The sequence below is a fragment of the Pseudomonas sp. REP124 genome (assembly GCF_020164475.1).
In the GTDB taxonomy this organism is placed as follows: domain Bacteria; phylum Pseudomonadota; class Gammaproteobacteria; order Pseudomonadales; family Pseudomonadaceae; genus Aquipseudomonas.
This window is the reverse complement of the sequence record NZ_JAIQWX010000015.1, coordinates 44,361-68,426: the sequence shown is the minus strand read 5'-3', so window position 1 is coordinate 68,426 and position 24,066 is coordinate 44,361. Positions and strand designations below refer to the sequence as shown.

Sequence of the window (24,066 nt, the reverse complement as noted above, 5' to 3'; positions counted from 1 at the left end):
ACAGGTATGCACAATCCCGTAGGAGCGAGGCTTGCCCGCGAAGCTTTTAAAGGCTGATCGAGGTCGCCTCAAACCGCACTCGCGGATGAGCAATCCGGTCCTGCGCACGCACCAGCTCCAGCTCGTAGCTCGCGCAGGCCTGGGTCTCCAGCAACACCTCATGCACCGCCGACGCGGCAAACTCGAACGCCGCCACCAGGCTGTCACCCAGCAGCACCCGCGCCAGAAACAAACCGGACGTCAGATCGCCAACGCCAACCGGCTGCCGAGGAAACGCCAGCAACGGACGCTGCAGATGCCAGCTGCCTTCGGCCGTCACCAGCAACATCTCAAAGAACTCCGGGTTTTTCCCCGGATAATCCAGATGTTTGACCACCACCGCCTTCGGCCCACGCGCCAGCAGCGCCCGAGCCATCGCCAGGCAATCGAACAGCGACTGCGGCTTGCGCCCGGCAAAGCTGTCGAGCTCCAGCTGGTTGGGGCACATGAAGTCCGCCACCGCAGCGGCCTCCTCGAGCAGGAAATCACTGACTTCCGCCGGCACGCTGCAACCTTTGTCCGGATGCCCCATCACCGGGTCGCACAAATACAGCGCCTTGGGATTCATCGATTTGATGCGCGCCACCCCCGTCAGGATGGCGCGGCCCTGGGCGGCGCTGCCCAGATAACCCGACAACACCGCATCGCAGTTGCCCAGCTCGCCGATCGCCGCGATGCCATCCACCAGATCGGGGATCTGCTGCGGAGCCAGCACCTCGCCCGTCCACTGCCCGTACTGGGTGTGGTTGGAAAATTGCACCGTGTTCAGCGGCCAGACATTGACCCCGACCCGCTGCATCGGGAAAACCGCGGCACTGTTGCCAGCGTGGCCGAACACCACGTGGGACTGGATAGCGAGCAGATGGGGCGTGCGTTTCATGCGGTGAGTTTCCGTAAAACGATTGAAATTCGAGCGGGGCAGTATGCGACGAAACGCAGCCTGTACGACAGACCGGCGACGCAGTTAAGCTGACACTCTCATGTTGGAGCACCCTGTTGATGTTGACCCTTGGAAATATTTTCGTGCTGATGCTGTTCGCCACTGCCGGCGCCTGGCTGTGGCACAACCACGGTTTGCGCGAACGCGCTCTGGAGCGGGTCAAGCAGCACTGCAGCAACCTGGGAGTCGAGTTACTGGACGGCAACGTGGCGCTGAAAAAAATCGCCTTCATCAAGGACGGACGCGGCAAGCGGCGCCTGGCTCGCGTGTATAACTTCGAATTCACCGTGACCGGCGAAACCCGTCATAACGGCACCATCACCCAGTTCGGCGCCCACAGCGCGCAGATCGAACTGGCGCCCTACCCGATGCCTTTCGACGATACGCCGCCGGTGGTGGATGTGGTCAAGCACAGCGCCAATGTGGTCGAACTGAGCCATTGGCGGCAAGAACACAGCAAGTGAAGCCCTTGAATTGAAAGATCGCCGCCAGCGATCTTTTGATTTCACCCCAACCGACAGTCGTCCAACCCTTTCTGCAATGTTTCTACCTCCTGCGGCTCACTGAAAATCAGCTCGATTCGTGAATCCTGCCGCCACTCGCTGGCCTTCCATTCCAGCCCCGAGTTATCCACTGCATTCACAGACTGCCATTCCGCGTCGCTGTGGATAACCAGCTTCGCCCGCCGCCAGGCAAGGCTGGAAAGCCATTGAGCAACCCGCGCTGTATCGAACCGCTGGCTCGGATGCCAGCGCCAGCCAATGCTCCAGCCGCCCTCCTGCACCTGACTCAGGCAAATCGGCTGCGTCGGATCGGTCCACACCGCTGGCAACTGCGCCAGGCCTTTGGGCAGCGCAACGTTATCCACGCCCGCGACAGCCTGAGCAGCCAGACCGGGCAACTGGCTCAATGGCATCGCCGCCTGCTGCGTCCAGTACACCGGCCGTACAGGTAGCTGTTTGATCAGGTGCTGGCGATCTGCCTCGCTGAGGTTTTCCGATTTGTTCATCAAAAGCAGGCCAGCGCTGACCAGCGCATCCTGTTGCGCCTGTGGTAGCGACTTGCCCGAAATGAGAGCCTGAGCATCCAAAACCAGTACACTTGGCAGTACGTTTAGTACACCTTGCCACGGTTTTTCACTCAGTTGACTGAGCAATTGCACCGGATGCCCCAGCCCGGATGGCTCGATAAACAGCCGATCCGGCCGTGCCTTGCGCAGCAATCGACCGAGCCCGATTTGAAACGGCGCGCCATTGACGCAACACAAACAGCCCCCGGCCACTTCCCCCAGTGCGATACCATCGGCGTCGCTGGTGAGCAATGCTGCGTCGATACCTATCTGGCCGAATTCGTTGATCAGCACCGCCCAGCGCTCACCGTCCGGGCGCTGCGCCAGCAGGTGCTTGATCAGGCTGGTCTTGCCGGCCCCCAAGGGACCTGCGATGACGTGGGTGGGGATGTTCTGCAGCATGATTGAAGGATTCTGAGGAGGTGAAGATGCGGTGGATGGGATTGTCGTTGTTGCTCACGCTGGTGTCCGGCGAAGCACTGGCCCAGGCCTGCGTGGTACACAGCCAGGCGGAGCGGCTCGACGTGAAAGTCTGTCAGCAGAACCGCAACATCCCGGAAAAACTGTTCGCCGACGGCTTCTGCCAGCCCACCCTGGCCGGGCAGAAAGTCGAGGTGCAGTACGTCGATCAGTGCCCGGGCGGCGCGTTCGGTGTGTGCAGCAACGCTCAAGTCGCCAATATGCCTTACCGGCAGGATATTCACTATTACGGCGTCGCCACGGACGCGGCGTACCTCAAGCCCTTCTGTGAAGCTCAGAGCCAGGGAACCTGGCTCAAGCCCTGAATCCCTCAGGCCGCCTCATCGAACCAGGGACCGAACGGATCCGGCAACAACCGCCAGGCCTCGGCCCCCAGCGCCATTTCCTCGTCGGTCAGCAGGCAATCGTCCAGCTCGGCGGTCAGCTGTTCGAAATCGATGTTCTGGCCGATGAACACCAATTCCTGGCGGCAATCACCGGAGTCGGCCGTCCAGTTTTTCATGATGGTTGCGGTGCTTTCCTCGTCCTGCGGCCACTGCTCCTTCGGCACGAAACGCCACCAGCGCCCGGCATACCCATGGCGCATCATCCCGCCTGCCTGGGACCAGCTGCCGGCGTGCTGGGGTTTGCTCGCCAGCCAGAAGAATCCCTTGGAGCGCAGCAGATTGCCGTTGAGCCACGGGCCGTCGATGAAGTCGAAGAAGCGCTGTGGATGGAACGGGCGACGCGCACGGTAAGCGCGGGAGGCGATGCCGTATTCCTGGGTTTCCGGTACGTGTTCGCCGCGTAGCTCCCGCAACCAGCCGGGCGCCTGCGCGGCTTTTTCGAAGTTGAAGCGACCGGTGTTGAGGATCTTCTCCAGCGGCACTTCGCCCATGACCATGGGGATGATCTCGGCCTCTGGATTGAGCCGTGCGAGGATCGTTATCAGCTCCTCGCGCTGCTGGCTGCCGATCATGTCGATCTTGCTGATAAGGATGACGTCGGCGAATTCGATCTGCTCGATCAGCAGTTCGGTTATGGCGCGTTCATCCTCTTCGCCCAGGGTTTCACCCCGGGACGCCAGGCTTTCCGCTGCCTGGTAATCGGGCAGGAAATTCAGGCCGTCCACCACGGTAACCAGCGTGTCCAGGCGGGCGATATCGCTGAGGCTCTGACCCTTTTCATCGCGAAAGGTGAAGGTCTCCGCCACCGGCAACGGCTCGGAAATGCCGGTGGATTCGATCAGCAGATAATCAAAGCGACCTTCCCGGGCGAGGTTGCTCACTTCCTCGAGCAAATCTTCGCGCAAGGTGCAGCAAATGCAGCCGTTGCTCATCTCCACCAGCTTCTCTTCAGCACGGTTGAGGCTGACATCGCGCTGGACCTCGGTGCCGTCGATGTTGATTTCACTCATATCATTGACGATTACAGCAACACGCAGGTTAGTACGGTTACGTAGTACGTAATTAAGAAGTGTACTTTTCCCTGCTCCAAGAAAGCCCGACAGGACCGTAACGGGCAAACGATTAGGCATTTGGATGTTCCTCACAGGCTCCCGGTCGAAATGTCGGGCTCACACAATGTTATAGTGTAACCACATGTTGTTATAGTGTTACATTGAATGACCTACATTGTGGACCTGCCATGAACGCACTCACTCTCCCGGACATCGCCGCTCAAGCCTCTCACCAAACCCTGCCTCTGGAATGGGTTGGCATGTGCGGCATTGCGCTTCCTGTGTTGTTTGACGGCGAGCGCTTGCCCGCCAAAATCGACGCGGGGGTGAGTCTTGATAACGGTGAAGCGCGGGGCATTCACATGTCGCGGCTCTATCTGGCGTTGGAAATGCTTGAGCACGAAAGCCTTTCGCCGGCTCTGCTGCGACGACTTCTGGAGCAATTCCTCAGCAGCCATGAGGGACTGTCGAGCAGCGCCTTCCTGAAAATCCACAGCCAATTAATGTTGAAAAGGCCGGCGCTGATCAGCGATTTGGCAGGATGGAAAACCTATCCCGTGAGCATCGAAGCCCGTTTGGAAAACGCGATGTTCCACGTGGAACTAAAAATAGAGGTGGCTTATTCCTCGACGTGCCCCTGCTCCGCGGCCTTGTCCCGGCAGCTGATCCAACGGCAATTCGCCGAGGATTTTCCCAACCGAACACTGAATCACGCCGAAGTCCTGGCCTGGCTTGGCTCGCCCAAAGGCATCGTCGCCACGCCCCACAGTCAACGCAGCACCGCACATTTGAATCTGCGCCTGGACGACTATCTGGATAACCTGCCGTTAATCCCGCTGATCAATGATGCCGAAGCTGCGCTCGGCACCGCTGTGCAAACCGCTGTGAAGCGTGCGGATGAACAGGCCTTCGCATTGGCCAACGGCCAGAACCTGATGTTTTGCGAAGACGCCGCGCGACGTTTGAATCAGGCCATGAAACGCTCGCCGGGCATCAGCAGTTTCCACATTCGGGTCGTACACGCCGAAAGCCTCCACGCCCACGACGCGGTCGCTGAGAGTCGCTGGAATCGCGAGATAGGTTCATGATGGCTACCGGCTGCGTTCCGACAAACGTCTAGATGACACCAGCTACCAAATACCTCTAAGGTTTATGGGCATGTGATCGAAGCAGAGAACAATAACCATGATCCAGATCACCCTGCCAGATGGTTCATTGCGTGAATACGATCAGCCGCTGAGCGTGCATGAGATTGCGGCAAGCATTGGCTCGGGACTGGCCAATGCGGCGGTCGCAGGTCGGGTGGATGGCGTGCTGGTGGATTGCGGATACCTGATTAACGCCAATGCCCGGGTCTCCATCGTGACACCACAGGAGCCCGATGGACTGGAGATACTGCGCCGCTCCTGCGCACTGATGCTGGCGATGGCCGTCAAGCAATTGCATACCCATACGCAATGGCGAACCGGTTCGGAACTGGGGGACGGGTTCTATTGCGAGTTCACGGTCGAGCGACCTCTGACCACGACAGATCTGCTGCCTATCGAGCGGCGCATGCAATCGCTGTCGGCAACCAATCATTCCATTCGCCGACGCCAATCCTCCTTCCCCTCTGCCGACGATCCATCCCTGTACCGCCTCGGCGACACGGATTACCTGACGAAGGGCCCACACGTCCCCACCACCCGTGTCTTGCAGGCATTCGCCCTGGATCACATCAGCGGCACCCTGCAACAACGCATCTATGGCACTTGCTGGTCTAGCCATCAGGAGCTGCAGCAATGGCGTCTGCCACCCCACGTGATGGTGGTCAGCATGGACGACCGTCAGACCCACTACGCCCACAGAATTACCGAACGCCTGCGCCGCAGCGGCGTGCGTGCCCTGGCCGATCTGCGCAACGAGAAGGTCCATCACAAGATCCGTCAGCACAGTCAGACGGTGCCGTATCTGGTGGTGGTCGGAGAGAAGGAAAAGGAAGGCGGGTTTGTCAGTGTCCGCAGTCGTAGCGGGGAGGATCTGGGCAGGATGGAGGTCGAGGCGGTGTGTGAGTGGCTGGGGCAGCCGGGGGTTGGTGGTGTCTGAGATGACGTCTTCGCGGGCAAGCCTCGCTCCTACACGGATACGCTGAACCTGTAGGAGCGAGGCTTGCCCGCGAAGCTCTTAAGCCCGCGGTTTAACGGTCCCGCAATCCTGCCCCAACCACACCGCCCGGCTCTCAAGGCTACCCTTCTGCTGAATCCCCGTGGCATTGAACGTGCCGTTGACCTTGGTGGTGAACTCACGGTCACTGAGGAACGTCGCCACACCCGCACCCTGCGCCTTCGGACAGCTGAAGCGGAATTTCCACTGGTTGCCCGTGCGCTCGGTGATCTGCTGCGTGCAGCCCGATTGCGGGTCGGTCAGCGGGATGTCGTCACTCTTGACCTGTTCCGGCGTCAGGCAGGCGCGAATGCCTTTGCCGCCCATGGTGATGCCCTGCTTCTCCAGTTGTGCGCGCTGTTCAGGGGTCATCTGACTCTGTATCTGACCCAGGATCAGTTGCAGATCGGGCAGGTTCTGGTCATCGACCTTCATGTTGCTGGTGGTCAATTCCCACAAACCCGGCTGCAGCATCTGCGCCTGAGCAGCCACAGGAAGTGCCAAACCCAGCGTAATGGCCAAACCCAGCAGACGAACGTTCATCGTGTAACTCCTGATCAGTAGTGGCCGTTAGACGCCGGCCACGGGCTTCGGTTCATAGGCCAATTAAATAGCGACATTCTGCCCGGAACATGGTCTGTTACGCATTGAATCTTCAGGAGCAAGGCTGCCCCATGGATTATTTCGGACCGCATATTTTCGGTTACACCATCGCGTTGCTGCACACGCTCGGGACCATTGCGGCGATCCATGCCGTGCTGACCGTTCGGACCGCCCAGGGCTCGATCGCCTGGGCCCTGTCACTGATCTTCATGCCCTACCTCACGCTCATCCCCTACCTGGTGTTCGGCCGCAGCACCTTCGACGGCTACATCAAGGCCCGGCGCCAGGCCAATGAACAGATGCGCAAAGCCGTCTCGGAGCTCAACTGGCGGCCTTGGGTGGAAGAAGCGCTCACAGCCCGCGCCTCCAATGCCTACGCGTCGCTACGGGCCATGCCGAAGCTTGGGCGTATGCCGTGCCTGGCCAACAACGAAGTGAAGTTGCTGATCAATGGCCGCGCCACTTTCGATGCGATCTTCAATGCCATCAGCCAGGCAAAGGAAGCGGTGCTGGTCCAGTTCTTCATCATTCACGATGACCGCCTCGGCCAGCGCCTGCAAAAACTCCTGCTGGAGAAAGCCGCTCAAGGCGTGACGATTCACCTGCTCTACGACCGCATCGGCAGCCACTCTCTTCCCCACAGTTATGTCCAGGCGCTGCGCGATGGGGGCGTCGAGGTCAAGGCCTTCGCCACACGCAGCGGCTGGCTGAACCGCTTCCAGGTCAACTTCCGCAATCACCGCAAGATCGTGGTCGTCGACGGCATTCTGGGCTTCGTGGGCGGACACAACGTCGGGGACGAATACGTGGGTGAAAAACCGCCTCTGGCGCCGTGGCGCGATACCCATGTGCAGGTCCGCGGTCCGGTGGTCGCCAGCATGCAGGAATCCTTTGCCGAAGACTGGTTCTGGGCCGCCCGCTCCTTGCCGCCGCTGATCCTCCCTGAGGTGTACCCCGACGACGGTGTGCTGTGCCAAATGCTCGCCAGCGGCCCGGCAGACCCCTATGAAACCTGCTCGCTGTTCTTCGTCGAGTCCATTCACGCCGCCACCGAACGGGTGTGGATCACCAGCCCCTATTTCATCCCCGACGAAGCGGTATTCGCCGCCCTGCGCCTGGCCGTGCTGCGTGGGGTCGATGTGCGGATCCTGCTGCCCTCCCGTCCCGATCACCGCATCGTCTACGCCGCCTCCAGCCTTTATGCCTTCGAAGCCGTGCGAGCAGGTGTGCGGGTGTTCCGCTACGAACCCGGCTTCCTGCATCAGAAAGTGGTGTTGATCGACAATGAGATCAGCGCGATCGGCAGTGCCAACATGGACAATCGCTCGTTCCGGCTGAATTTCGAGGTGATGTTGCTGACCGTCGACAGCGGTTTTGCCGCCAAGGTGGAGCAGATGCTCAACGACGATTTCGCTCAGGCCCACGAGATCGCCAAGGAAGAAAGCCGGGAGACCCACCGCCTGCAACAGGTCGGCATGCGGATCGCCCGGCTTATCTCGCCCATTCTCTAACGCGGCCTAGGGGTTATAGATGTCGTCCCGAGACCATGGCAGTTCATGGCTGCCATCGGCGTGGGCCTTCACCGCCAGAATCTGGTGCAGGTTGATCCAGCCCTTGGCGAACGCGTACGCGCAACCGGCCAGATACAGCCGCCAGATGCGCAACGCCTGTTCCGGCACCATTTTGGCAGCCGCTTCCAGGTTGTCTTCCAGACGTTCGCTCCAGTGATCCAGGGTGCGTGCGTAATGCAGGCGCAGGCTCTCGACATCGACAATCTCTAGCCCCGCTTCGCTGATACTGGCGGAGATCATTGACAGATGCGGCAGTTCGCCGTTGGGGAATACGTATTTCTCGATGAATTCACCGGCGCCTCGCCCCACCGGGCGACCATCGGTGTGCTTGGCGGTGATCCCGTGGTTCATCACCAGACCGCCCTCTTTCACCGCGCCGAACAGAATGTTGCAGTACTCCTCCAGGTTGGCGTGGCCGACATGCTCGAACATACCCACGCTGACCACTTTATCGAAACGTCCGTCCTGAGGCAGATCGCGGTAATCGAGCAGTTGCAATTCGACCTGATCTTCCAGGCCTTCTTCTTTGACCCGCTCGCGGGCCAGGGCCAGTTGCTCCTTGCTCAGAGTAATACCGAATACTTTCGCGCCAAACTCACGGGCCGCATACCGCGCCAATCCGCCCCAACCGCAACCCACATCCAGCAGGTACTCACCCGGCTGCAGGCGCAATTTGCGACACAGATGGCGAAACTTGGCTTGCTGGGCTTGTTCGAGGCTTTCGCTGCCGGTCTCGAAATACGCACAGGAATAGGCCATGTCGCTGTCGAGCCACAGCTGATAGAAATCGTTGGAAAGGTCGTAGTGATAGGAAATTGCCGCAGCGTCGGTTGCCTTGTCGTGGGCGGTACGAATGGTGTTCGTATCACCGTCCTCATCCAGCAGCGCCTGGCTGAGCTCATCACAGACGCGGATCACGTCACTGATGGAGCCTTCCAGCTCGAGCTTGCCTTCGACAAATGCAGCTCCCAGCGAGTCCAGGCTTGGATGGGTGAACTCGGTCACCATCCTGGGATCCTTCACCACTATCGTAACGCTGGGCGTGGGCCCCAAATTGAACTCGTGGCCGTCCCAGAGTCGCAGGCGAAGCGGAAGCTGCAGATTCTGTAAGGCCGGTGGAAGTTGCGCGAGCATGGAATATCCCCCTGGGTTCAGACGTCTGCTGAGAGGTTAGACCATCCTTGAAAAATAGCTCCCTATCGAATTAATAGCGCATTTCTATGGGTCTGGCGCTACCGTTGGACCCGCGTGAACTCACAAAAATGATCACTCTTACGGTAGATGACTACGGGCGTTATTAACAGTTCGGTAAATTTTTCTTCATTCAAGACTCGCCGTTAAGCTTGAGCAGCGGCTCCTGAAAACGCAGCAAGCGGCCGGCGTTGCCCAGCACCAGCAGCGTGCTGAGGTTATGCAACACCGCGGCGATCATCGCCCCGGCCGCACCAAGCCAGCCGAACGCGGCGAAAGCGACGATGGCCAGGGTCCATCCAAGGCCGATGATCACGTTGACCTGCAGGGTTTTCCGGCACTGGCGGCTCAAGCGCACGCAGGTGCCGAGACGGCGCAAATCACTGCCGATCAGCACGACGTCAGCCGATGCCAAGGCAATGTCCGCGCCGCCTGCTCCCATCGCCACACCGACCACACCGGCCTTGAGGGCCAGCGAATCGTTGATGCCATCCCCCACCACCATAGGCCGAAAACCGTTACCGATTTCTTTCAGCACGCGGTTGAGTTTGTCTTCGGGCAACGCCTGGGCCTCGACATCGCTGATCGCCACATCCCGCGCCAGTGTGTGCGCCACGCTGTGCCGGTCACCGGTGAGCAACAGTTGCCGACCCAGGCCAAGCTCGCGCAGCTCGTTCAGGGCAAACCGGGCCTCGGGTTTCACGCTGTCGGCCAGCAACAGCCAGGCGAGGAATTCGCCGTTTAGCGCCAGCCCGGCAATCGGGCCGTCGTGTTCGGGAATCGCCGAGGTCGCAATCTTCAACTGGTTGAACAGCTCGGGCCGTCCAAGCGCCGCCTCACCTTGCGGGGTCTCAGCCACCACGCCGAGCCCCTGGCGCTCATGAATATCCGTCAGCGGCAGAAACTGCTCCGGGGTCGCCAACCCAGCGAGCGCGCGGCTGACCGGATGACTGCTGGCCGAACCAAGGCTGGCGGCGAGCCTGAGCACTGGCCCGTGGTCTTTCAGTGGGCTGTCGATGGATTGCAGGCGCAAGGTGCCGTAGGTCAGCGTGCCGGTCTTGTCGACCACCAGCGATGTGAGGTCAGCCAGCTCTTCGAGGAACGCCGAGCTGCGGATCAGGATCCCGTGGCGCGCAGCCACCGCCACCCCGGCAATTGCCGTGGCCGGTGCCGACAACACCAGCGCGCAGGGACAGGCCGCCACCAGCACCGCCAGCATCGCCTGGGCGTTGTTGGTGATGAACCAGGTCACCGCCGCCAGCAACAGCACGAGCACCATGTAGCTGCCGGCATAACGTTCCAGCAGTCGGGTGATCGGCGGCTTGGAACGCTCGGCGTTCTGCATCAGGGCGATGACTTTACCGAGGGTCGATTCACGCCCGGTGCGGGTCACTTCGATGTGCAGCAGGCCATCGAGATTGATCGCCCCGCCGAACACCGTCATCCCGGCGTGCGCCTCCACCGGCACCGATTCGCCGGTGATGGAGGCGGTGTCCAGACTTGCCTGGCCGGACAGCACCAGGCCATCGGCCGGCACCCGATCTCCGGCGCGCACCTCCACCCGATCGCCAGCCCTCAAGGTGCCGTTGTCGACTTCAATGATGGAGCCATCGGCCTGAACCTTGCGCGCGTGGCTGCGGGTCAATTTGCCGAGCGCGTGAATGGCTTCCTGGGAGCCGATGACACTGCGCTCCTCCAGCACGTGGCTGAAGATCATGATGATCGGCAGCAACGCTGCGGTCAGCAGATCGCCGGTCGCCCAGGCACCCAGCATGGCCAGTGCAATCAGTTGATCGGTGATGCCATGCAGGCTGGGATAACGCAGGCTGAACCACGCCGAACGCATCACCGGCACGGCCACCAGCACGGAGGCAACACCCAGCAACAACTGACTGACGTCGTTCTGCTCGGGCGTCAGCCAGCGCCAGATCAGACCAAGTGCGAGCAGCCCCAGCGCCAGCATGGCCAGGGTCAATTGGCGGGCGGCGCTGCGTTGTTCGGTCGAGGACAACAAGCTCGGTGCAGCGGCGGTTTGCGTAGTCATTGTGCAGCTCCCTGGATGATCAGGCGGGAATCGTCTTTGGGATCGACAGTGGTGACCGAGCCTGCCTGACCGAGAATTTTCGGCATCCGCTCGCGGTAGATTCGCAGCAGCATCTGCGGGTCGGTGCCCTGCTGCTGAGCCTTCGCCAGGCTCAGGACGGTGGCAGTGTCGGCGGAGGCTTTGGCCAATCGTTCACTGGCTTGGGCATGGGCGACTTGCAGCGTGCGATCCGCTTGCTCGTTGGCAGACTGGGTGAGTTTCTCGGCCTCCGTTCGCGCGTTGGCCACCGCCTTGTCCGCTTGCTGACTGGCCGTCAGGACCGCGTTGAAAGCGTTCACCGCAGGGCCGGGCAAACTCGATTGCACATCCACCCGCGCCACTTCGATGCCCAGCCCCTGCCCCGTCGCCGACAACTCGGCAAGACGCTGGTTGATGCCTCGCACCAAATCGCCACGCAAACGCTCACGCCTTTGCGCCGCCTGATTGTCCGATCCGATCAGCTCCGGGCGTGCCACGAGGATGGTGTCCAGATCCCGCGCTGCCGTCAGTGCCACGGTGCTGCGGGTGACGAGCCGATCCAATGCCGGCAGCACGTGTTCACCCTGCAACACGAATGCATAGGGATCGGTGACTTTGTAGAAGACCCGCACATCGAGTTGAACCACACCCGCGTCACCTGTCAGCAGATACCCGGAGCCCGCCAGCGCATCGCTTATCGGGGTGGCGAAACTGGCGGCGCGATCGGCTTGCAACGCCGCATCGCTGCGCAGCAGATTTTCCACTCGACGCTCGATCACCCGATCCGCCGCTGGCAGCAAGATGACCTGCTCGAAGGGTCGCGGCCACGCCAACAGCAGGCCGGCATTCTGGATGCGATCGAGCGCACCGAAGTGCAGGACCACCGCGCGATCCTGCGGATCGATCTGTCGCACATTGGAGAAGGCCCAAGCCAAAGCGGCCAACGCCGTCACGGCGTACAAGGCAAAAAATGCCAGACGCCCGGCCTGAATCCAGGGGCTGCTCAACTCATGTGTTCCACGTGGAACGCTACTCATGGTTGCGATCCGGATTTGTTGTCGAGGCTCGGCGGGCCGTCCACCAGAACGCGGAACGGCGCAGCATCGGTACGCAGAATCAATTTGGTGCCCGGCGTGACCACCGTGCCCAGGGTATCGAGGGAGCGCAGCAAGTTATAAAGCTGAGGCGAACTGGCGTAGGCGCGACCGTAAATCTGCGCCGCTTCCACCCGGGATTGCGCTTCGATGTCCGCCGCTTTCACCGTGGCATCGGCTTGCACGATTCGGGCATCACGCTCGGCGGCGGAACGGATTTGCGCCGCCTCTCGTTTGCCGATGGCGGTGCGTTCGGTGGCTATCGTTTCACGCTCCGCGCGCATGCGATCCACCGTGGCGGTGAGGGTCACTGAGGGCAGGGTCAGACGCTCGACGCCCACTTGCAACACTCGCACGCCATAGGTGGTCAGCAACTGCTGATCGATCTGCTGGCGCAGCTGAGCTTCGAAGTCGGCGATACGTACCTGACTGGCGTCGGTATTGACCAGATCGGCCAGGTCGAAACTGCTGGCCGTGGTTTCCAGGGCCGAGCCGACGAAGGTGCGAATCTGCCGCGCCGCTTCGTCCGGCTGATTCTGCACGGCGCGCATGAAGCGCTGCACGTTGTCCGGATCGCCCTGAACCTGCCAGGCCACGTAGGCCTGAACGATGATGCGCAGACCGTCCCGGGTACCGACATCCTGCAAGCCGCTGGAAGTGGTACGCAGGCGCAGATCAACCGGAATCGCCGCCTCGAAGGGTGCCGGCCAGCGCCAGCCCAGACCGGGCTCGAGCAACACTCGCGACGGATTGCCGAAGCGCGTAATCACCGTCGCCTCCCCCGACCTGACCTGTACCAGACTGGCAGCAGCGACGGCGAATGCCACCAGCAACGCGGCCCACCCCATGCGTCGCCAAGGGAAAGGGCCAGCGTCTTGCGGATCGCCGTGGTGATGGTGGTGGTGACCGTGATGATGTTGATGTCCACCATGGCCATGATCATGACCGCTGTGGTCATCGTGATCGTGGCCGTGATCTGAAGTGGGCGACTGGCTCAATTGGAGGCTCCTGGCTGAGCGGTTTTACGCGACGATGCAGGGTCAGCCGGCAACGTAAAATTTCGCAGGTCGATGGTCGGCGCATTGCTGCTGCCACCCAGACGGTGATCGAGTACCAGCAGTTTGGCGTTGGCCAAACCCTGGGAGAGTTGGCTGAGGTACTGCTCCAGCACGAAGGCCTGGCCTGCATTGGCGTAGGCTTTTTGTTCAGCGCTGAACTTGAGGTCGGCGATTTGCGCACCGGCATTGATTTCACGCGCGTTGGCCGTGGCCTGATCGCGGGCGATGCTGGCCTGCAATTGCGCCTGATTGGTGGCTTCAGCGGCGGCGCCACGTTCGCGGGCGATCAACGCCTGGGCTCCGATCTGTGCAGCTTGAACACCGTGATAGGCATTGGCGGCGCCGGCCGGTGGATGAATCGCCTCGACGACCGTAGCGAGGATTTCCACACCGCTGTCGAGCTTCTCCAGATCGGCCTGCACCGCGCGGCCGATCTCCTGGGCAAGCCCTACCCGGTCCTCACCGAGCAAACCGTCCAAGGTGCGCGAAGCGAAATCGTGGACCAGAACGCGACTGGCGGTGCTGCGAATCAGCGTCGGCACATCTGCACTGTTGTAGGTGGCCGCCAGTGCCGCCTGATCGCTCAGACCGATGCGATAGACGAAACGCACGTCCATGTTGACGATCTGAAAGCTCTGCTGCTCGCCACGACTGCTGGCGATCACCTGGGATTTGTCGTTCACATGGCTTGCGTCCCACAAGCGATTGGCCGTGATCGGCGCCGGACCTTCCGCCGGTTCGGCCATCACCGGCGCGGTTGTTTCACCCACGCTGGTGGCCAGTTCGTGGACCACACCGTTTTCGACACTCAGCACCCGACCCAGCGGCCAGGGCAAACCGGCGTGCAGACCAGGACCGAAGACCATGACCGGTTTGCCGAAACGCTCGTAGATTCCCCGCCCTTGCAGCGGGATTTCGTGAATGCCCGTCAGGGACCAACCGACCACAGCCACGACGCTCATCACCGGAAAAAAAGCGCGGCGCATGTAGGTGAAGGCCCAGATCTGTCGCAGGTCGATGCCGAAGCGGTTGTGCAATTCGTGCTGCAACGCCAGCAACGGCTGGGGCGGCCAACGCAGCATGTCGGCGACAAAACTGCGGGCCAGCAGTGTCGGCTCCAGTTGCTCACGCCGCGGACTGAACAATGACAGTACCGCGCGCAACAACAATTCAGCGGCGACCAGGCCCGGCAACAGGCCGATCAGTACCGCGAGGCGCACCGGCCAGATAGCGGATTCGCTGGCGAACAGCAGACACAATACACCCAGCACCAGGCTGATGATCGCCACTCGGACCATCTGCGCCAGGGCGCCCGCCTCAGGCCATTGCGCGGGGTTTTCCTGAGCCAGGTGACGTTCCAGCACCAGCAAGGCGAACGCCAGCAGCAGCGCGATCGCTGCGCCGACAGTGGCCGACAGGCCCGTTGCCGCGGGCGGTAAACCGAGATTCCAGACCTGCTCGACACTTGCCAGCGCCAGTAATGCCCAGCCGCCGAGCCACAACGTCGGTGCACCGATCTGCCTGAGCAGATGAATCCATCGCTGCCCCAGGCGGTCCAGCAGTTGCTCGTACCAACCTAGCGGCCCATCTGTCTCCTGGATGTCGGCTACAGGTTCCACAGGATTCATCGCCCGTGCCCGCCACAGGCTGACAAACCTGGCCGATTGCAGGGCAGACGCGACCACCAGCAGCGCAGCGCTTTGATTGAACAGCAACGCCGGCCACAGGGATTGCGGCGCAAACAGCCCGACAAAGAACCCCACCACCAGCCCCGTGGCCACCAACACACCGCAGCCAATCAGCATCTGACGCAATCGACGGCCTTGAAAAATCGCCTGCTGAAAACGCGGTAGCTCAGCTACCTGCGTTCCCTCCACTTCGAGATCGACTTGCATACCACCCCAGCGCCCGGACCGTTCACGTTCGGACTATCTAAAGACGGCAAAGCTGTCGCGTTGCTGAAGCTGCGAACGAAAAACGTGATTCAACGAAAAATGAAGAGGTGGCGATAGGAGGTGCGTTTTCCCCTTCTCCAAATGATGGTGATTTATCTGCCGTATTCGCGAGCAAGCCCCCTCCCACATTGGATTTGTGTTCGACGCAAATCAAAGGTGGGAGCGGGCTTGCTCGCGAATGCAGGCGACGCGGTCTAAAGCGGCAAATGCTCCAGCGGCAACCCCCCCGGCGCCTTCACCGTATGGATCGCAAAATTGCTGCGGATATCGCTCACCCCCGGCAACTTGAGCAGGCTTCCGGTCAGAAACCGGTCATAGGCTCGCAGATCCGGCACCACGACCTGCAACAGGAAATCCGATTCTCCCGATACCAGGAACGCCGAAATCACCTCGGGCAATGCCGTCACAGCCTGGCGAAAGGCTTCGGCCTGTTCATCGTTATGGCGCTCGACCTTCACCCCGACGAACACCGTCAAACCGAGCCCCACTTCATCGCGATCCAGATTGGCCTGATAACCCCGAATCACCCCCGCCTCTTCCAGCATCCGCACGCGACGCAAACAGGGAGAAGCTGACAGACCGATCTCGTCAGCCAACTGCACGTTGCTCAGGCGTCCGTCACGTTGCAGCGCGGCGAGGATCTTGCGATCAAAAGCGTCGAGTTTCATGGCTTGGCAGATCCTGATAGTTTGATGTGAATTACGTGGCAGGTTATGCCAATCCACAACCCATTAGAAGCGAACTACGCAAGCACCTGCCCTGCCCTTGCGGCATAGACTGGCCCTACCGAATCGACAACGAATGGGGTGTGACATGGCGGGTCTGTGGCTGTTTTTCATGGCGCTGGCGGTGGTTTATCTGCTGCCGGGGCCGGACATGATCCTGTTGCTGCAGACCGGTGCCCGACAGGGCAGAGGCGCGGCGCTGGCCACTGCCGCAGGTTTGGCGATTGCCCGGGGTTGTCATGTCGCACTGGCGGCCTTGGGGCTGGCGGCGCTGTTCAAGGCGGCGCCCTGGACCTTCGATGTGGTGCGTCTGGGCGGTGCCGCTTACCTGTTATGGATCGGCATTCAGTGCCTGCGCACGTCGCTGCTGCCAAGCCTGAATAACGCAGACACAGTCAAAGAAAAACCGCGCTACCGGCAGGCGGTACAACGCGGTTTGCTCACCAACCTGCTCAACCCCAAGGCCCTGCTGTTCTGCTCGGTGCTGTTGCCACAATTCATCGATCCACAGGCAGGAGCGGTGCTGAGGCAATTCGCAACGCTGGGTGTGGTGCTGGTCGCGGTGGGCTTACTGTTCGACAGCGCTTACGCTTTGGCCGGTGTCGCCCTTGGCCGATGGCTGCAACGCAGTCCATCGGCACAACGTGTACAGCAGTGGTTATTCGGCAGCCTGTTGATCGGCTTCGCCGTGCGACTGAGCCTTTTTCAACAGACGTGAGCCCTAGCGGGACTTGCGGCGGCGATTGATCAACAACAGCGCCGCCGCGACCACTGCCAGCCCACCACCGATCTGCAACGGCCTCTTGTAGGGTCGCAGCGCCGAGCGCGCCGCATCGATCGGCTCTGTCACATAGCGCTTGTCGGCATCCTGGAATTTGGGATCCTGGCACTGATGACCGAAATCACCGGCCCATACAACGTAAGGGCCGTTCTCGACATAGCGTTGATAGAACGCGCTTTGCTCCTGAAGACTGGTCCCCCACATCGACGCCTTGCACAGCACCGCCGCAAACGCCTGACTGCTGTGGGGCAAATGATCGGCAGCCTTGTTCGCCAGTGCCGTGGCGACGTAGCGGTAATGAAAGCGCTCGTCCGGTTTTGCCACGCTGGCGTTCTGTCGCTGCACTTCCCCCTCGGCGATCAAAGGCCCGACTTTCAACTCGGTGGTTTCCAGGCTGTAGTTGCCTTCGAAGGTCGCGAAGTCCGGCGCCATCTCGTAGCCCAGCAACTCCATGCCGTTGAAGCGAGCCAGATACCCGGCCTGGTAATAAGCGGACGCCCGCTTGCTCGGCCACCATTTGGATTCGGCGTCCTGACGCAGCTCTCCATACCACTTGGCCTTGGCCTGCAAATCGGCGTTGTCGAAATACGCGGGCGCTTCTTCGTAACGTTCCTCGCGCAACAAACGCCGTCCGAGCAGATTGCGCAGTTTGGCGGCGACCGGCAGCGGCACATAGTTGTCGCGATCCTGCTGGGTCAGCGCTGGCGGCGCGGGCACCTGAGTGTCGACATAATGTTTGAGTTCGTCGGTGGTCAGCACCCGCTCGGCAACGGTAGCGGCATCGAACCAGTAGATGTCCTTGCTGCGATAAAGCTGATCGAACGCCTGCAGGTAATCACCGCGTTGCAGGGCCAGAATTGCGCTTTCACAGTCGACACGACACTTGGGCTGCAAGGTTTCGAAGGCCCAGTCTGGCGTGCGTCGTTCACCCCAGGATTCGTTCTGCGGGAAAGCCTGGGCCGCCTTCGCATACGCGGCGGCCGCGGCATTCTTGTCGCCGTCGCGTACTGCCAGTTTGGCGCGCAACCACCAGGCCAGCCCACCATCACCGGCGTGTTCGAGGAACGCCTTGGCACTGGCGTAATCGCCCTGTTGATAATTCATCGCCGCCAGGCGATCGGCATTATCGAGACTTCCTCGGGTGCTGTTTTGCAGGAGCTTGATGAGCTTTTGTTCGCCCGGCGGTTGATCGCCGAACGACCAGCCCAGGCGACTGATCAAACCGGCGGTCACCAACTGCTGTACGGGTTTGCCCTTGAGCAACTCGGCCAATTGATCCTCAGACATGGCTGCCAGATCCGCCATCAACAGCTTCAACGAGGTGTAGCCCACCGTCGAGCCGTAGCGGTTTTGCGTGGCATACAGTTCGATGGCGCTGTTCCAGTCACCTGCGGTGCGGGCCACTCGCGCCTCTTCACCGAGGCTGGCGACACCCAGGCCCAACGGATCACTGAATCCGTCGGCGCTCAGTTGCCGGGCTTGCTCGAAAGCCTTGCGCGATTGCGCGAGCAGGTCTGGCCCCGCCCCTGCTTGCGTACTCATGGCGAACAACGCCCGGCCCAGCGAGTAAGCGGCCCAGGTGCTGCGCAACGTGCGCTGGTCCGCCGGCAAATCCAGAACCTTGTGGAAATACTCCGCCGCCAGCCTGTGGTCACCGGCAGCAAAGGCCACAGCGCCGGCCAGATACAACCGCAGCTCGGCAGGCAGACTTTCTCCCTGAACCTCGACCTGATGTGCATCCATCAATGCGCGCAACTGTTTGACCAACGCCTGCTGTTCCGCGCTCAGCCCCTCTTCCTCGGCCAGGCTGCGCTGTTCGACATAGTCAGCCGCTTCCAGGCCATAGGTCACTTCGGCGACTTCTTTCAGTCCGCTGATCGCCTGGCCCAGCCGATTGATCTCGAACCGGAAGTTGCCCTCGGGCAATTCCGCCAACGACTGATTGCGGTTGTCGAGCAAGCGCATCGGAAAGTCGGGGCCGCACGCCAACGCCGAACCCAATGGCAGACTCAGGCTCAGGCACAGCAATTGGCGGGACCAGTTACGGGTGAACATTCGACTCTCCTTGATCTATGTTTGCGCAGCGCGCCCAGCCGATAGCGCGCTGTCCGCCGGCGCCAATCCGACCTTCGCGCTGGCGGGTGAAGGTAAGCAGATCCGCATCTTGTTGCAATGTATAACCGGCCAGCGCATCGGCGCCTTCGCAATCGCGCACTTTTAATGTGAGGCGTTCGGGCCAGGCGTTGTCCATATTGCCCTCGTTGCGCAGACCGATGTCATAGAGTCCTTGTTGCGAAGACAGGTTCACCTTGAGTTGGCTTTGCAGCGCGTCACCTCGAGCCACGGCGCGCAATGTTGTCAGACTCCAGGCACGGCGGTCGTTGGCCAGTGGCAGGCGAAACCAGATCAGGCCGGCAAGATGGGACGGAGGATCAGTACGCAACTCGCTGGCGAGCTGACTGAGTTGTTGGGGATCGGCCATCAGCTCTCGACGTTTACCATCGCTTTCGAGGCTGACTTCGCTTTCCACAACAGGCGCACCATTGACGCTCGGCAACAGCGCGACGCCGTAGGCCGGCAGAGCCAGATAGAAAGGTTTCACCGTGATGCTGCTCCAGGCCTTTGCCCATCGACGGGCCTGATCCGGATCGAACAGGCCACGACGAGGATCGGTCACCGCATGAACCTGCAGCACACTGCTATCGACTGTTGATAGCAACGCGGGCAATTCTGGACTGTCGAGCCAGGCTGGCAATGCAGTGATGCTCAGTGGCATCGAGGCGGGGAGCGCCGCGCGCAAGTGCTTCAGAAATTCGCGGTAGGCCGGCAGCCGGGCGCTACCCGCATCGTGATCGATTTCCACGCCGGCAAGGTTCAGGCCCTGCCCTTGCCAATCGTTGATCAACTGCAGAATCTGCGTGGTGATGTCTTGCTGATCCAACGTAGGGAGTTGTCCATCGAGGCGAATCACCGCGATGAGCGAACGACCATCCTGCTTGAGCAGAGCCGGATCGATCCGCGCCCGCGTCCAGCCCGCCTTGGGAAAAGCCTGCAAGGCCAACACGCGCAAGGTCGAAAAATCGGCACGGCTTTCGTTCAGCGCCGCTTCATGGTTTGCCGTCCATTGCCGCTGCCAAACGTAGAGTTGCTGCTCCAACGGTGGTGCGTCTTTTCTCTCGCAACCGCCCAGCAATGCAAGCGCCATCAGCAATGCCGACAGGCGCAGGTAAAAATGCATAGAACTCCCGATCCCTTCTGTTTGGCCGAGTCGCGAGTCTAACGTAGGTGGGGAATAGAAAGACGGCGCTGATGTGTTCCACGTGGAACGTTCATCAGCTCCGTTTTACGTCAGGCGGTTTTTTGCAGGCCAGCCACTGTGCGAGGCATGCCGACAAAACCAGGCAAGTCTTCAACACGGGCCAGCCAGGCGCGGATGTTGGCGTAGTCGTCCAGCGATACGTTGCCTTCAGGTGCGTGGGCGATGTAACTGTAGGCGGCAACATCGGCGATGGTCGGTTCGCTGCCCACCAGATACGGCGAGTTGGCCAGTTCGTGGTCGATGACTTTGAGCACGGTGTGGGCGTAGGCGATGACTTCTTCAGCGTTGTAAGGCGCACCGAAAACCGTGATCAATCGAGCCCGCGCCGGGCCGAATGCGATGGGACCTGCAGCTGCGGACAACCAGCGCTGCACTTTTGCTGCGCCAACCGGATCGGCAGGCAACCAGCGACCGTTGCCGTATTTCTGCGCCAGGTAAACCAGGATGGCGTTGGAGTCAGCGAGTACCACGCCTTGATCGTCCAGCACCGGCACTTGGCCGAAAGCATTGAGTGCCAAATATTCCGGCTTCTTGTGTTCGCCCTTGGCCAAGTCAACGAAGATCAGTTCAGTCGGCAGTTTAAGCAGCGAGAGCATCAGTTCCACACGGTGGGCGTGGCCGGAACGTGGGAAGTTATAGAGTTTGATGGCTTGCATGGTCGACTCCGCGGGTGAGTGGTGTTGTTCGGAAGGATCAGCACCGGATGGCAGCCATCTTCTACCAGTCCCGCGAACAACAGAATCACCAGGGAACGCAATCCATTATTTCAACAGGCGAAATAACCAATCACTCTCGTAAAGCTGGATCTTCCCTCAACGCCTTGACCGTGAAATCGACAAAGCTTCGAACCCGCGCCGGGGCTTTGCGCCCACCCTGATAGACAACATGGATTGGCAACGGTGGCAGTTCAAAGTCGGCCAGGACGATTTCCAATTCTCCGTCCGCGACTTTGCTGGCAACCTGATAAGAAAGTACTCGGGTGTAGCCCAGTCCAAGAGCTGCGGCGTTGATGGCCGCCCGATTTGCTGTCACCACCAACCGAGGATCAGCTCGCACAGAAAGCGGCTCGTCCCCTTCAAGAAACGGCCAGTTCTTGAGCTGGCCAATCGCGGAGGTGCCAATGATTGGCGCCTGAGCCAGATCTTGCGGATGCGTTGGACGGCCATGAGTTTTCAGAAACTCAGGCGAGGCAACGATCACCCGGCGGACCTGGCCCACCCGAATCGCATGTTGATTGCTGTCCGGCAGCTCACCGATGCGCACCGCCACATCGATCCCCTCCTCCACCACGCTGACCACTCGATCAACCAGCAATGCGTTGATCGTGACGTCCGGAAATTGAGTCAGAAATTTCACCATGAGCGGTGTGATGAATAACTCACCAAACAGCACCGGTGCCGTAATCGTCAGTTGTCCGCGAGGCAGGATATGACTGCCTGCCGCCGAATCCTCGGCTTCCTGCACCTCGGCGAGGATCCTGCGGCAGTCTTCGAGAAATCGCTGGCCCGCTTCGCTCAAATGCACACTGCGCGTGGTGCGTGTGAGTAACTGCGTACCAATGCGCTTCTCCAGCCCCGCCACAGCCCGAGTGACGCTGGCCGCCGACATTCCCAAGCGTCGCGCGGCAGCCGAAAAGCCTTGATCCTGGGCAACGGCAGCGAAGACCTGCATTTCCTGAAAGCGGTCCATCGGCGATCCTCGATTCAGATAAAAAAATCGCAGCCGGTTGGCTGCGATTTTCAGGGTTCGATCAACTGTGGATAACTTATTCCACAGTCACCGATTTCGCCAGGTTGCGCGGCTGGTCAACGTCGGTGCCCTTGAGCACGGCCACGTAGTACGACAGCAGCTGCAGCGGAATGGTGTAGAGGATAGGCGACAGGATGTCGTGGATGTGCGGCATGTTCACCACATGCGTGCCTTCTCCATTGGTCATGCCGGCCTTCTCGTCGGCGAAGACGATCAGCTCGCCACCCCGGGCGCGGACTTCCTGAAGGTTGGACTTCAGTTTTTCCAGCAGCTCGTTGTTCGGCGCGACAGTTACGACCGGCATGTGGTTATCCACAAGTGCCAGCGGACCGTGCTTCAGCTCGCCCGCCGGATAGGCTTCGGCGTGGATGTAGGAGATTTCCTTGAGCTTGAGCGCACCTTCCATTGCCACCGGGAATTGCGCGCCGCGACCGAGGAACAGCGTGTGGTTTTTCTCGGCGAACAGCTCGGCGACTTTTTCCACAGTACCGTCCATGGCCAGCGCCTCGCCCAAGCGGCTCGGCAGGCGACGCAGCTCTTCAACCAGAGTGGCTTCGACGCCGCTGGCCAAGGTGCCGCGAACCTGACCCAGGGACAGGGTCAGCAGCAACAGGCCTACCAGCTGAGTGGTGAAAGCTTTGGTCGATGCCACGCCGATTTCGCGACCGGCCTGGGTCAACAGGGTCAGGTCGGATTCACGCACCAGGGAACTGATGCCGACGTTGCAGATGGCCAGGCTGGCGAGGAAGCCCAGTTCCTTGGCATTGCGCAGTGCGGCCAGGGTGTCGGCGGTTTCGCCGGACTGGGAGATAGTGACGAACAGGGTGTCCGGCTGCACCACCACCTTGCGATAACGGAATTCGCTGGCGACTTCAACCTGGCACGGGATACCAGCCAGTTCTTCGAGCCAGTAACGCGCGACCATGCCAGCGTGGTAGCTGGTACCGCACGCGACGATCTGAACATTGCGCACTTTGGCGAACAGCTCGGCAGCCTGTGGACCGAAAGCCTGCACCAGCACCTGGTTCGGGCTCAGGCGACCTTCCAGAGTACGTTGCACCACGGACGGCTGCTCGTGGATTTCCTTGAGCATGTAGTGACGGAACTCGCCTTTGTCAGCGGCTTCCGCACCGTCTGTGTACTGCACCATCTTGCGTTCAACCGCTTTGCCGGTCACGTCCCAGATCTGCACGCTGTGGCGGCGAATCTCGGCGATATCGCCCTCCTCCAGGTACATGAAGCGGTCGGTGACCTGACGCAGGGCCAGTTGGTCGGACGCCAGGAAGTTTTCACCCAGGCCCAGACCGATCACCAGCGGGCTGCCGCTACGGGCTGCAACCAGGCGATCGGGTTGGCTGGCGCTGATGACCGCCAGGCCGTAGGCACCATGCAGATCCTTGACGGTGGCCTTGAGGGCTTCGGTCAGATCAGGCTGATCCTTGAGTTTGTGGTTCAGCAGGTGTGCGATGACTTCGGTATCGGTGTCCGAGGTAAAGACGTAACCCAGCGCCTTGAGTTGCTCGCGCAGCGCTTCGTGGTTCTCGATGATGCCGTTGTGCACGACCGCCACGCCTTCGGAGAAATGCGGGTGCGCATTGCGCTCGCAAGGGGCGCCGTGGGTGGCCCAACGGGTGTGGGCGATGCCCAGGCGACCGACCAGCGGCGATTGCTCCAACGCTTGTTCCAGCTCGCTGACTTTGCCAGGGCGACGGGCGCGCTCGAGCTTTTCTTCATTGGTGTAAACGGCCACGCCGGCGCTGTCATAGCCGCGGTATTCAAGACGCTTCAGGCCTTCGACCAGGATGGCGGTGATGTTACGTTCTGCGACTGCACCAACAATTCCACACATG

The 24,066-nt window shown here is 60.8% G+C and carries 21 protein-coding genes; 6 read left to right on the top strand and 15 right to left on the bottom strand.

What is annotated here, in order from left to right:
• Positions 1-46: 46 nt before the first annotated feature.
• Positions 47-919, bottom strand: a complete 873-nt coding sequence (pdxY, locus tag K9857_RS06230; RefSeq protein WP_224533987.1) for a pyridoxal kinase PdxY — start codon at positions 917-919, stop codon at positions 47-49.
• Positions 920-1,038: 119 nt separating this feature from the next.
• On the opposite strand from pdxY, the gene K9857_RS06225 reads away from it, so the two are divergent.
• Positions 1,039-1,443: a DUF3301 domain-containing protein gene (locus K9857_RS06225; RefSeq protein ID WP_224533985.1), complete on the top strand. Its 405-nt coding sequence runs from the start codon at positions 1,039-1,041 to the stop codon at positions 1,441-1,443.
• A 41-nt stretch (positions 1,444-1,484) separates the two neighbouring features.
• On the opposite strand, the gene K9857_RS06220 is transcribed toward K9857_RS06225, so the two are convergent.
• Positions 1,485-2,450 (bottom strand): CobW family GTP-binding protein, encoded by a 966-nt coding sequence (locus K9857_RS06220; protein WP_224533983.1) that lies wholly within the window; start codon positions 2,448-2,450, stop codon positions 1,485-1,487.
• Between the two features lie 26 nt (positions 2,451-2,476).
• On the opposite strand from K9857_RS06220, the gene K9857_RS06215 reads away from it, so the two are divergent.
• Positions 2,477-2,833 carry an NADH:ubiquinone oxidoreductase gene (locus K9857_RS06215; protein WP_224533977.1) on the top strand — a complete coding sequence of 119 codons (357 nt, stop codon included), beginning with the start codon at positions 2,477-2,479 and terminating at the stop codon, positions 2,831-2,833.
• Positions 2,834-2,838: 5 nt separating this feature from the next.
• On the opposite strand, the gene zigA is transcribed toward K9857_RS06215, so the two are convergent.
• The gene (zigA, locus tag K9857_RS06210) at positions 2,839-4,044 is read right to left on the bottom strand and encodes a zinc metallochaperone GTPase ZigA (protein ID WP_224533976.1); all 1,206 of its coding nucleotides are present in this window, start codon (positions 4,042-4,044) and stop codon (positions 2,839-2,841) included.
• A 110-nt stretch (positions 4,045-4,154) separates the two neighbouring features.
• Between zigA and folE2 the strand changes: the two genes are divergently transcribed.
• Positions 4,155-5,054, top strand: a complete 900-nt coding sequence (gene folE2, locus K9857_RS06205; protein ID WP_224533975.1) for a GTP cyclohydrolase FolE2 — start codon at positions 4,155-4,157, stop codon at positions 5,052-5,054.
• Positions 5,055-5,151: 97 nt separating this feature from the next.
• A complete protein-coding gene (locus K9857_RS06200) occupies positions 5,152-6,051 on the top strand; it encodes a His/Gly/Thr/Pro-type tRNA ligase C-terminal domain-containing protein (protein WP_224533973.1) in 900 nt (299 codons plus the stop codon).
• Positions 6,052-6,129: 78 nt separating this feature from the next.
• On the opposite strand, the gene K9857_RS06195 is transcribed toward K9857_RS06200, so the two are convergent.
• Complete coding sequence (locus tag K9857_RS06195; RefSeq protein WP_224533971.1) at positions 6,130-6,651, bottom strand: DUF3617 domain-containing protein; 522 nt, start codon at positions 6,649-6,651, stop codon at positions 6,130-6,132.
• Between the two features lie 131 nt (positions 6,652-6,782).
• On the opposite strand from K9857_RS06195, the gene cls reads away from it, so the two are divergent.
• Positions 6,783-8,222: a cardiolipin synthase gene (cls, locus tag K9857_RS06190; protein ID WP_224533969.1), complete on the top strand. Its 1,440-nt coding sequence runs from the start codon at positions 6,783-6,785 to the stop codon at positions 8,220-8,222.
• A gap of 6 nt (positions 8,223-8,228) precedes the next feature.
• On the opposite strand, the gene cfaB is transcribed toward cls, so the two are convergent.
• The 6 genes from cfaB to K9857_RS06160 form a co-directional block, all read right to left on the bottom strand.
• Positions 8,229-9,416: a C17 cyclopropane fatty acid synthase CfaB gene (gene cfaB, locus K9857_RS06185; protein WP_224533967.1), complete on the bottom strand. Its 1,188-nt coding sequence runs from the start codon at positions 9,414-9,416 to the stop codon at positions 8,229-8,231.
• Positions 9,417-9,606: 190 nt separating this feature from the next.
• The gene (locus K9857_RS06180; RefSeq protein WP_224533966.1) at positions 9,607-11,517 is read right to left on the bottom strand and encodes a cation-translocating P-type ATPase; all 1,911 of its coding nucleotides are present in this window, start codon (positions 11,515-11,517) and stop codon (positions 9,607-9,609) included.
• On the bottom strand, positions 11,514-12,572 hold the full coding sequence (hflK, locus tag K9857_RS06175) for a protease modulator HflK (RefSeq protein ID WP_224533965.1): 1,059 nt from the start codon (positions 12,570-12,572) through the stop codon (positions 11,514-11,516). Before hflK (K9857_RS06175) ends, K9857_RS06180 begins: the two co-directional genes overlap by 4 nt.
• Positions 12,569-13,627 carry a protease modulator HflC gene (gene hflC / locus K9857_RS06170; RefSeq protein ID WP_224533963.1) on the bottom strand — a complete coding sequence of 353 codons (1,059 nt, stop codon included), beginning with the start codon at positions 13,625-13,627 and terminating at the stop codon, positions 12,569-12,571. The genes hflK (K9857_RS06175) and hflC overlap by 4 nt, the downstream gene beginning before the upstream one ends.
• Entirely contained in the window at positions 13,624-15,582 is a 1,959-nt protein-coding gene (gene hflK, locus K9857_RS06165) for a protease modulator HflK (RefSeq protein WP_224533961.1), read from the bottom strand. Before hflK (K9857_RS06165) ends, hflC begins: the two co-directional genes overlap by 4 nt.
• 254 nt (positions 15,583-15,836) lie before the next feature.
• Positions 15,837-16,310: an Lrp/AsnC family transcriptional regulator gene (locus K9857_RS06160; RefSeq protein WP_224533960.1), complete on the bottom strand. Its 474-nt coding sequence runs from the start codon at positions 16,308-16,310 to the stop codon at positions 15,837-15,839.
• 145 nt (positions 16,311-16,455) lie between these two features.
• Here K9857_RS06160 and K9857_RS06155 point away from each other — a divergent pair, with 145 nt between their 5' ends.
• Positions 16,456-17,085, top strand: coding sequence for a LysE family translocator (locus K9857_RS06155; protein ID WP_224533959.1), 630 nt, complete (start codon positions 16,456-16,458; stop codon positions 17,083-17,085).
• A 3-nt stretch (positions 17,086-17,088) separates the two neighbouring features.
• Here the strand turns inward: K9857_RS06155 and K9857_RS06150 are convergent, their stop codons facing one another.
• The 5 genes from K9857_RS06150 to glmS form a co-directional block, all read right to left on the bottom strand.
• Positions 17,089-19,203, bottom strand: a complete 2,115-nt coding sequence (locus K9857_RS06150) for a hypothetical protein (RefSeq protein WP_224533957.1) — start codon at positions 19,201-19,203, stop codon at positions 17,089-17,091.
• Positions 19,190-20,386 carry a DUF3142 domain-containing protein gene (locus tag K9857_RS06145; protein ID WP_224533956.1) on the bottom strand — a complete coding sequence of 399 codons (1,197 nt, stop codon included), beginning with the start codon at positions 20,384-20,386 and terminating at the stop codon, positions 19,190-19,192. Before K9857_RS06145 ends, K9857_RS06150 begins: the two co-directional genes overlap by 14 nt.
• Before the next feature lie 110 nt (positions 20,387-20,496).
• Entirely contained in the window at positions 20,497-21,123 is a 627-nt protein-coding gene (locus K9857_RS06140; protein WP_224533955.1) for a glutathione S-transferase family protein, read from the bottom strand.
• 130 nt (positions 21,124-21,253) lie between these two features.
• On the bottom strand, positions 21,254-22,156 hold the full coding sequence (locus tag K9857_RS06135; protein WP_224533953.1) for a LysR family transcriptional regulator: 903 nt from the start codon (positions 22,154-22,156) through the stop codon (positions 21,254-21,256).
• Positions 22,157-22,232: 76 nt separating this feature from the next.
• Positions 22,233-24,065, bottom strand: a complete 1,833-nt coding sequence (gene glmS / locus K9857_RS06130) for a glutamine--fructose-6-phosphate transaminase (isomerizing) (RefSeq protein WP_224533952.1) — start codon at positions 24,063-24,065, stop codon at positions 22,233-22,235.
• Position 24,066 lies beyond the last annotated feature (1 nt).

What these genes read in the sequence shown, in the direction of transcription:
- hflK (WP_224533965.1), bottom strand. Translation starts at nt 12,572, where the DNA reads ATGAGTAGCGTTCCACGTGGAACACATGAGTTGAGCAGCCCCTGGATT.
- K9857_RS06135 (WP_224533953.1), bottom strand. Translation starts at nt 22,156, where the DNA reads ATGGACCGCTTTCAGGAAATGCAGGTCTTCGCTGCCGTTGCCCAGGAT.
- folE2 (WP_224533975.1), top strand. Translation starts at nt 4,155, where the DNA reads ATGAACGCACTCACTCTCCCGGACATCGCCGCTCAAGCCTCTCACCAA.
- K9857_RS06145 (WP_224533956.1), bottom strand. Translation starts at nt 20,386, where the DNA reads ATGCATTTTTACCTGCGCCTGTCGGCATTGCTGATGGCGCTTGCATTG.
- K9857_RS06195 (WP_224533971.1), bottom strand. Translation starts at nt 6,651, where the DNA reads ATGAACGTTCGTCTGCTGGGTTTGGCCATTACGCTGGGTTTGGCACTT.
- K9857_RS06200 (WP_224533973.1), top strand. Translation starts at nt 5,152, where the DNA reads ATGATCCAGATCACCCTGCCAGATGGTTCATTGCGTGAATACGATCAG.
- cfaB (WP_224533967.1), bottom strand. Translation starts at nt 9,416, where the DNA reads ATGCTCGCGCAACTTCCACCGGCCTTACAGAATCTGCAGCTTCCGCTT.
- K9857_RS06160 (WP_224533960.1), bottom strand. Translation starts at nt 16,310, where the DNA reads ATGAAACTCGACGCTTTTGATCGCAAGATCCTCGCCGCGCTGCAACGT.
- K9857_RS06225 (WP_224533985.1), top strand. Translation starts at nt 1,039, where the DNA reads ATGTTGACCCTTGGAAATATTTTCGTGCTGATGCTGTTCGCCACTGCC.
- pdxY (WP_224533987.1), bottom strand. Translation starts at nt 919, where the DNA reads ATGAAACGCACGCCCCATCTGCTCGCTATCCAGTCCCACGTGGTGTTC.
- K9857_RS06140 (WP_224533955.1), bottom strand. Translation starts at nt 21,123, where the DNA reads ATGCAAGCCATCAAACTCTATAACTTCCCACGTTCCGGCCACGCCCAC.
- glmS (WP_224533952.1), bottom strand. Translation starts at nt 24,065, where the DNA reads ATGTGTGGAATTGTTGGTGCAGTCGCAGAACGTAACATCACCGCCATC.
- K9857_RS06220 (WP_224533983.1), bottom strand. Translation starts at nt 2,450, where the DNA reads ATGCTGCAGAACATCCCCACCCACGTCATCGCAGGTCCCTTGGGGGCC.
- cls (WP_224533969.1), top strand. Translation starts at nt 6,783, where the DNA reads ATGGATTATTTCGGACCGCATATTTTCGGTTACACCATCGCGTTGCTG.
- K9857_RS06215 (WP_224533977.1), top strand. Translation starts at nt 2,477, where the DNA reads ATGCGGTGGATGGGATTGTCGTTGTTGCTCACGCTGGTGTCCGGCGAA.
- hflK (WP_224533961.1), bottom strand. Translation starts at nt 15,582, where the DNA reads ATGCAAGTCGATCTCGAAGTGGAGGGAACGCAGGTAGCTGAGCTACCG.
- K9857_RS06155 (WP_224533959.1), top strand. Translation starts at nt 16,456, where the DNA reads ATGGCGGGTCTGTGGCTGTTTTTCATGGCGCTGGCGGTGGTTTATCTG.
- zigA (WP_224533976.1), bottom strand. Translation starts at nt 4,044, where the DNA reads ATGCCTAATCGTTTGCCCGTTACGGTCCTGTCGGGCTTTCTTGGAGCA.
- K9857_RS06150 (WP_224533957.1), bottom strand. Translation starts at nt 19,203, where the DNA reads ATGTTCACCCGTAACTGGTCCCGCCAATTGCTGTGCCTGAGCCTGAGT.
- K9857_RS06180 (WP_224533966.1), bottom strand. Translation starts at nt 11,517, where the DNA reads ATGACTACGCAAACCGCCGCTGCACCGAGCTTGTTGTCCTCGACCGAA.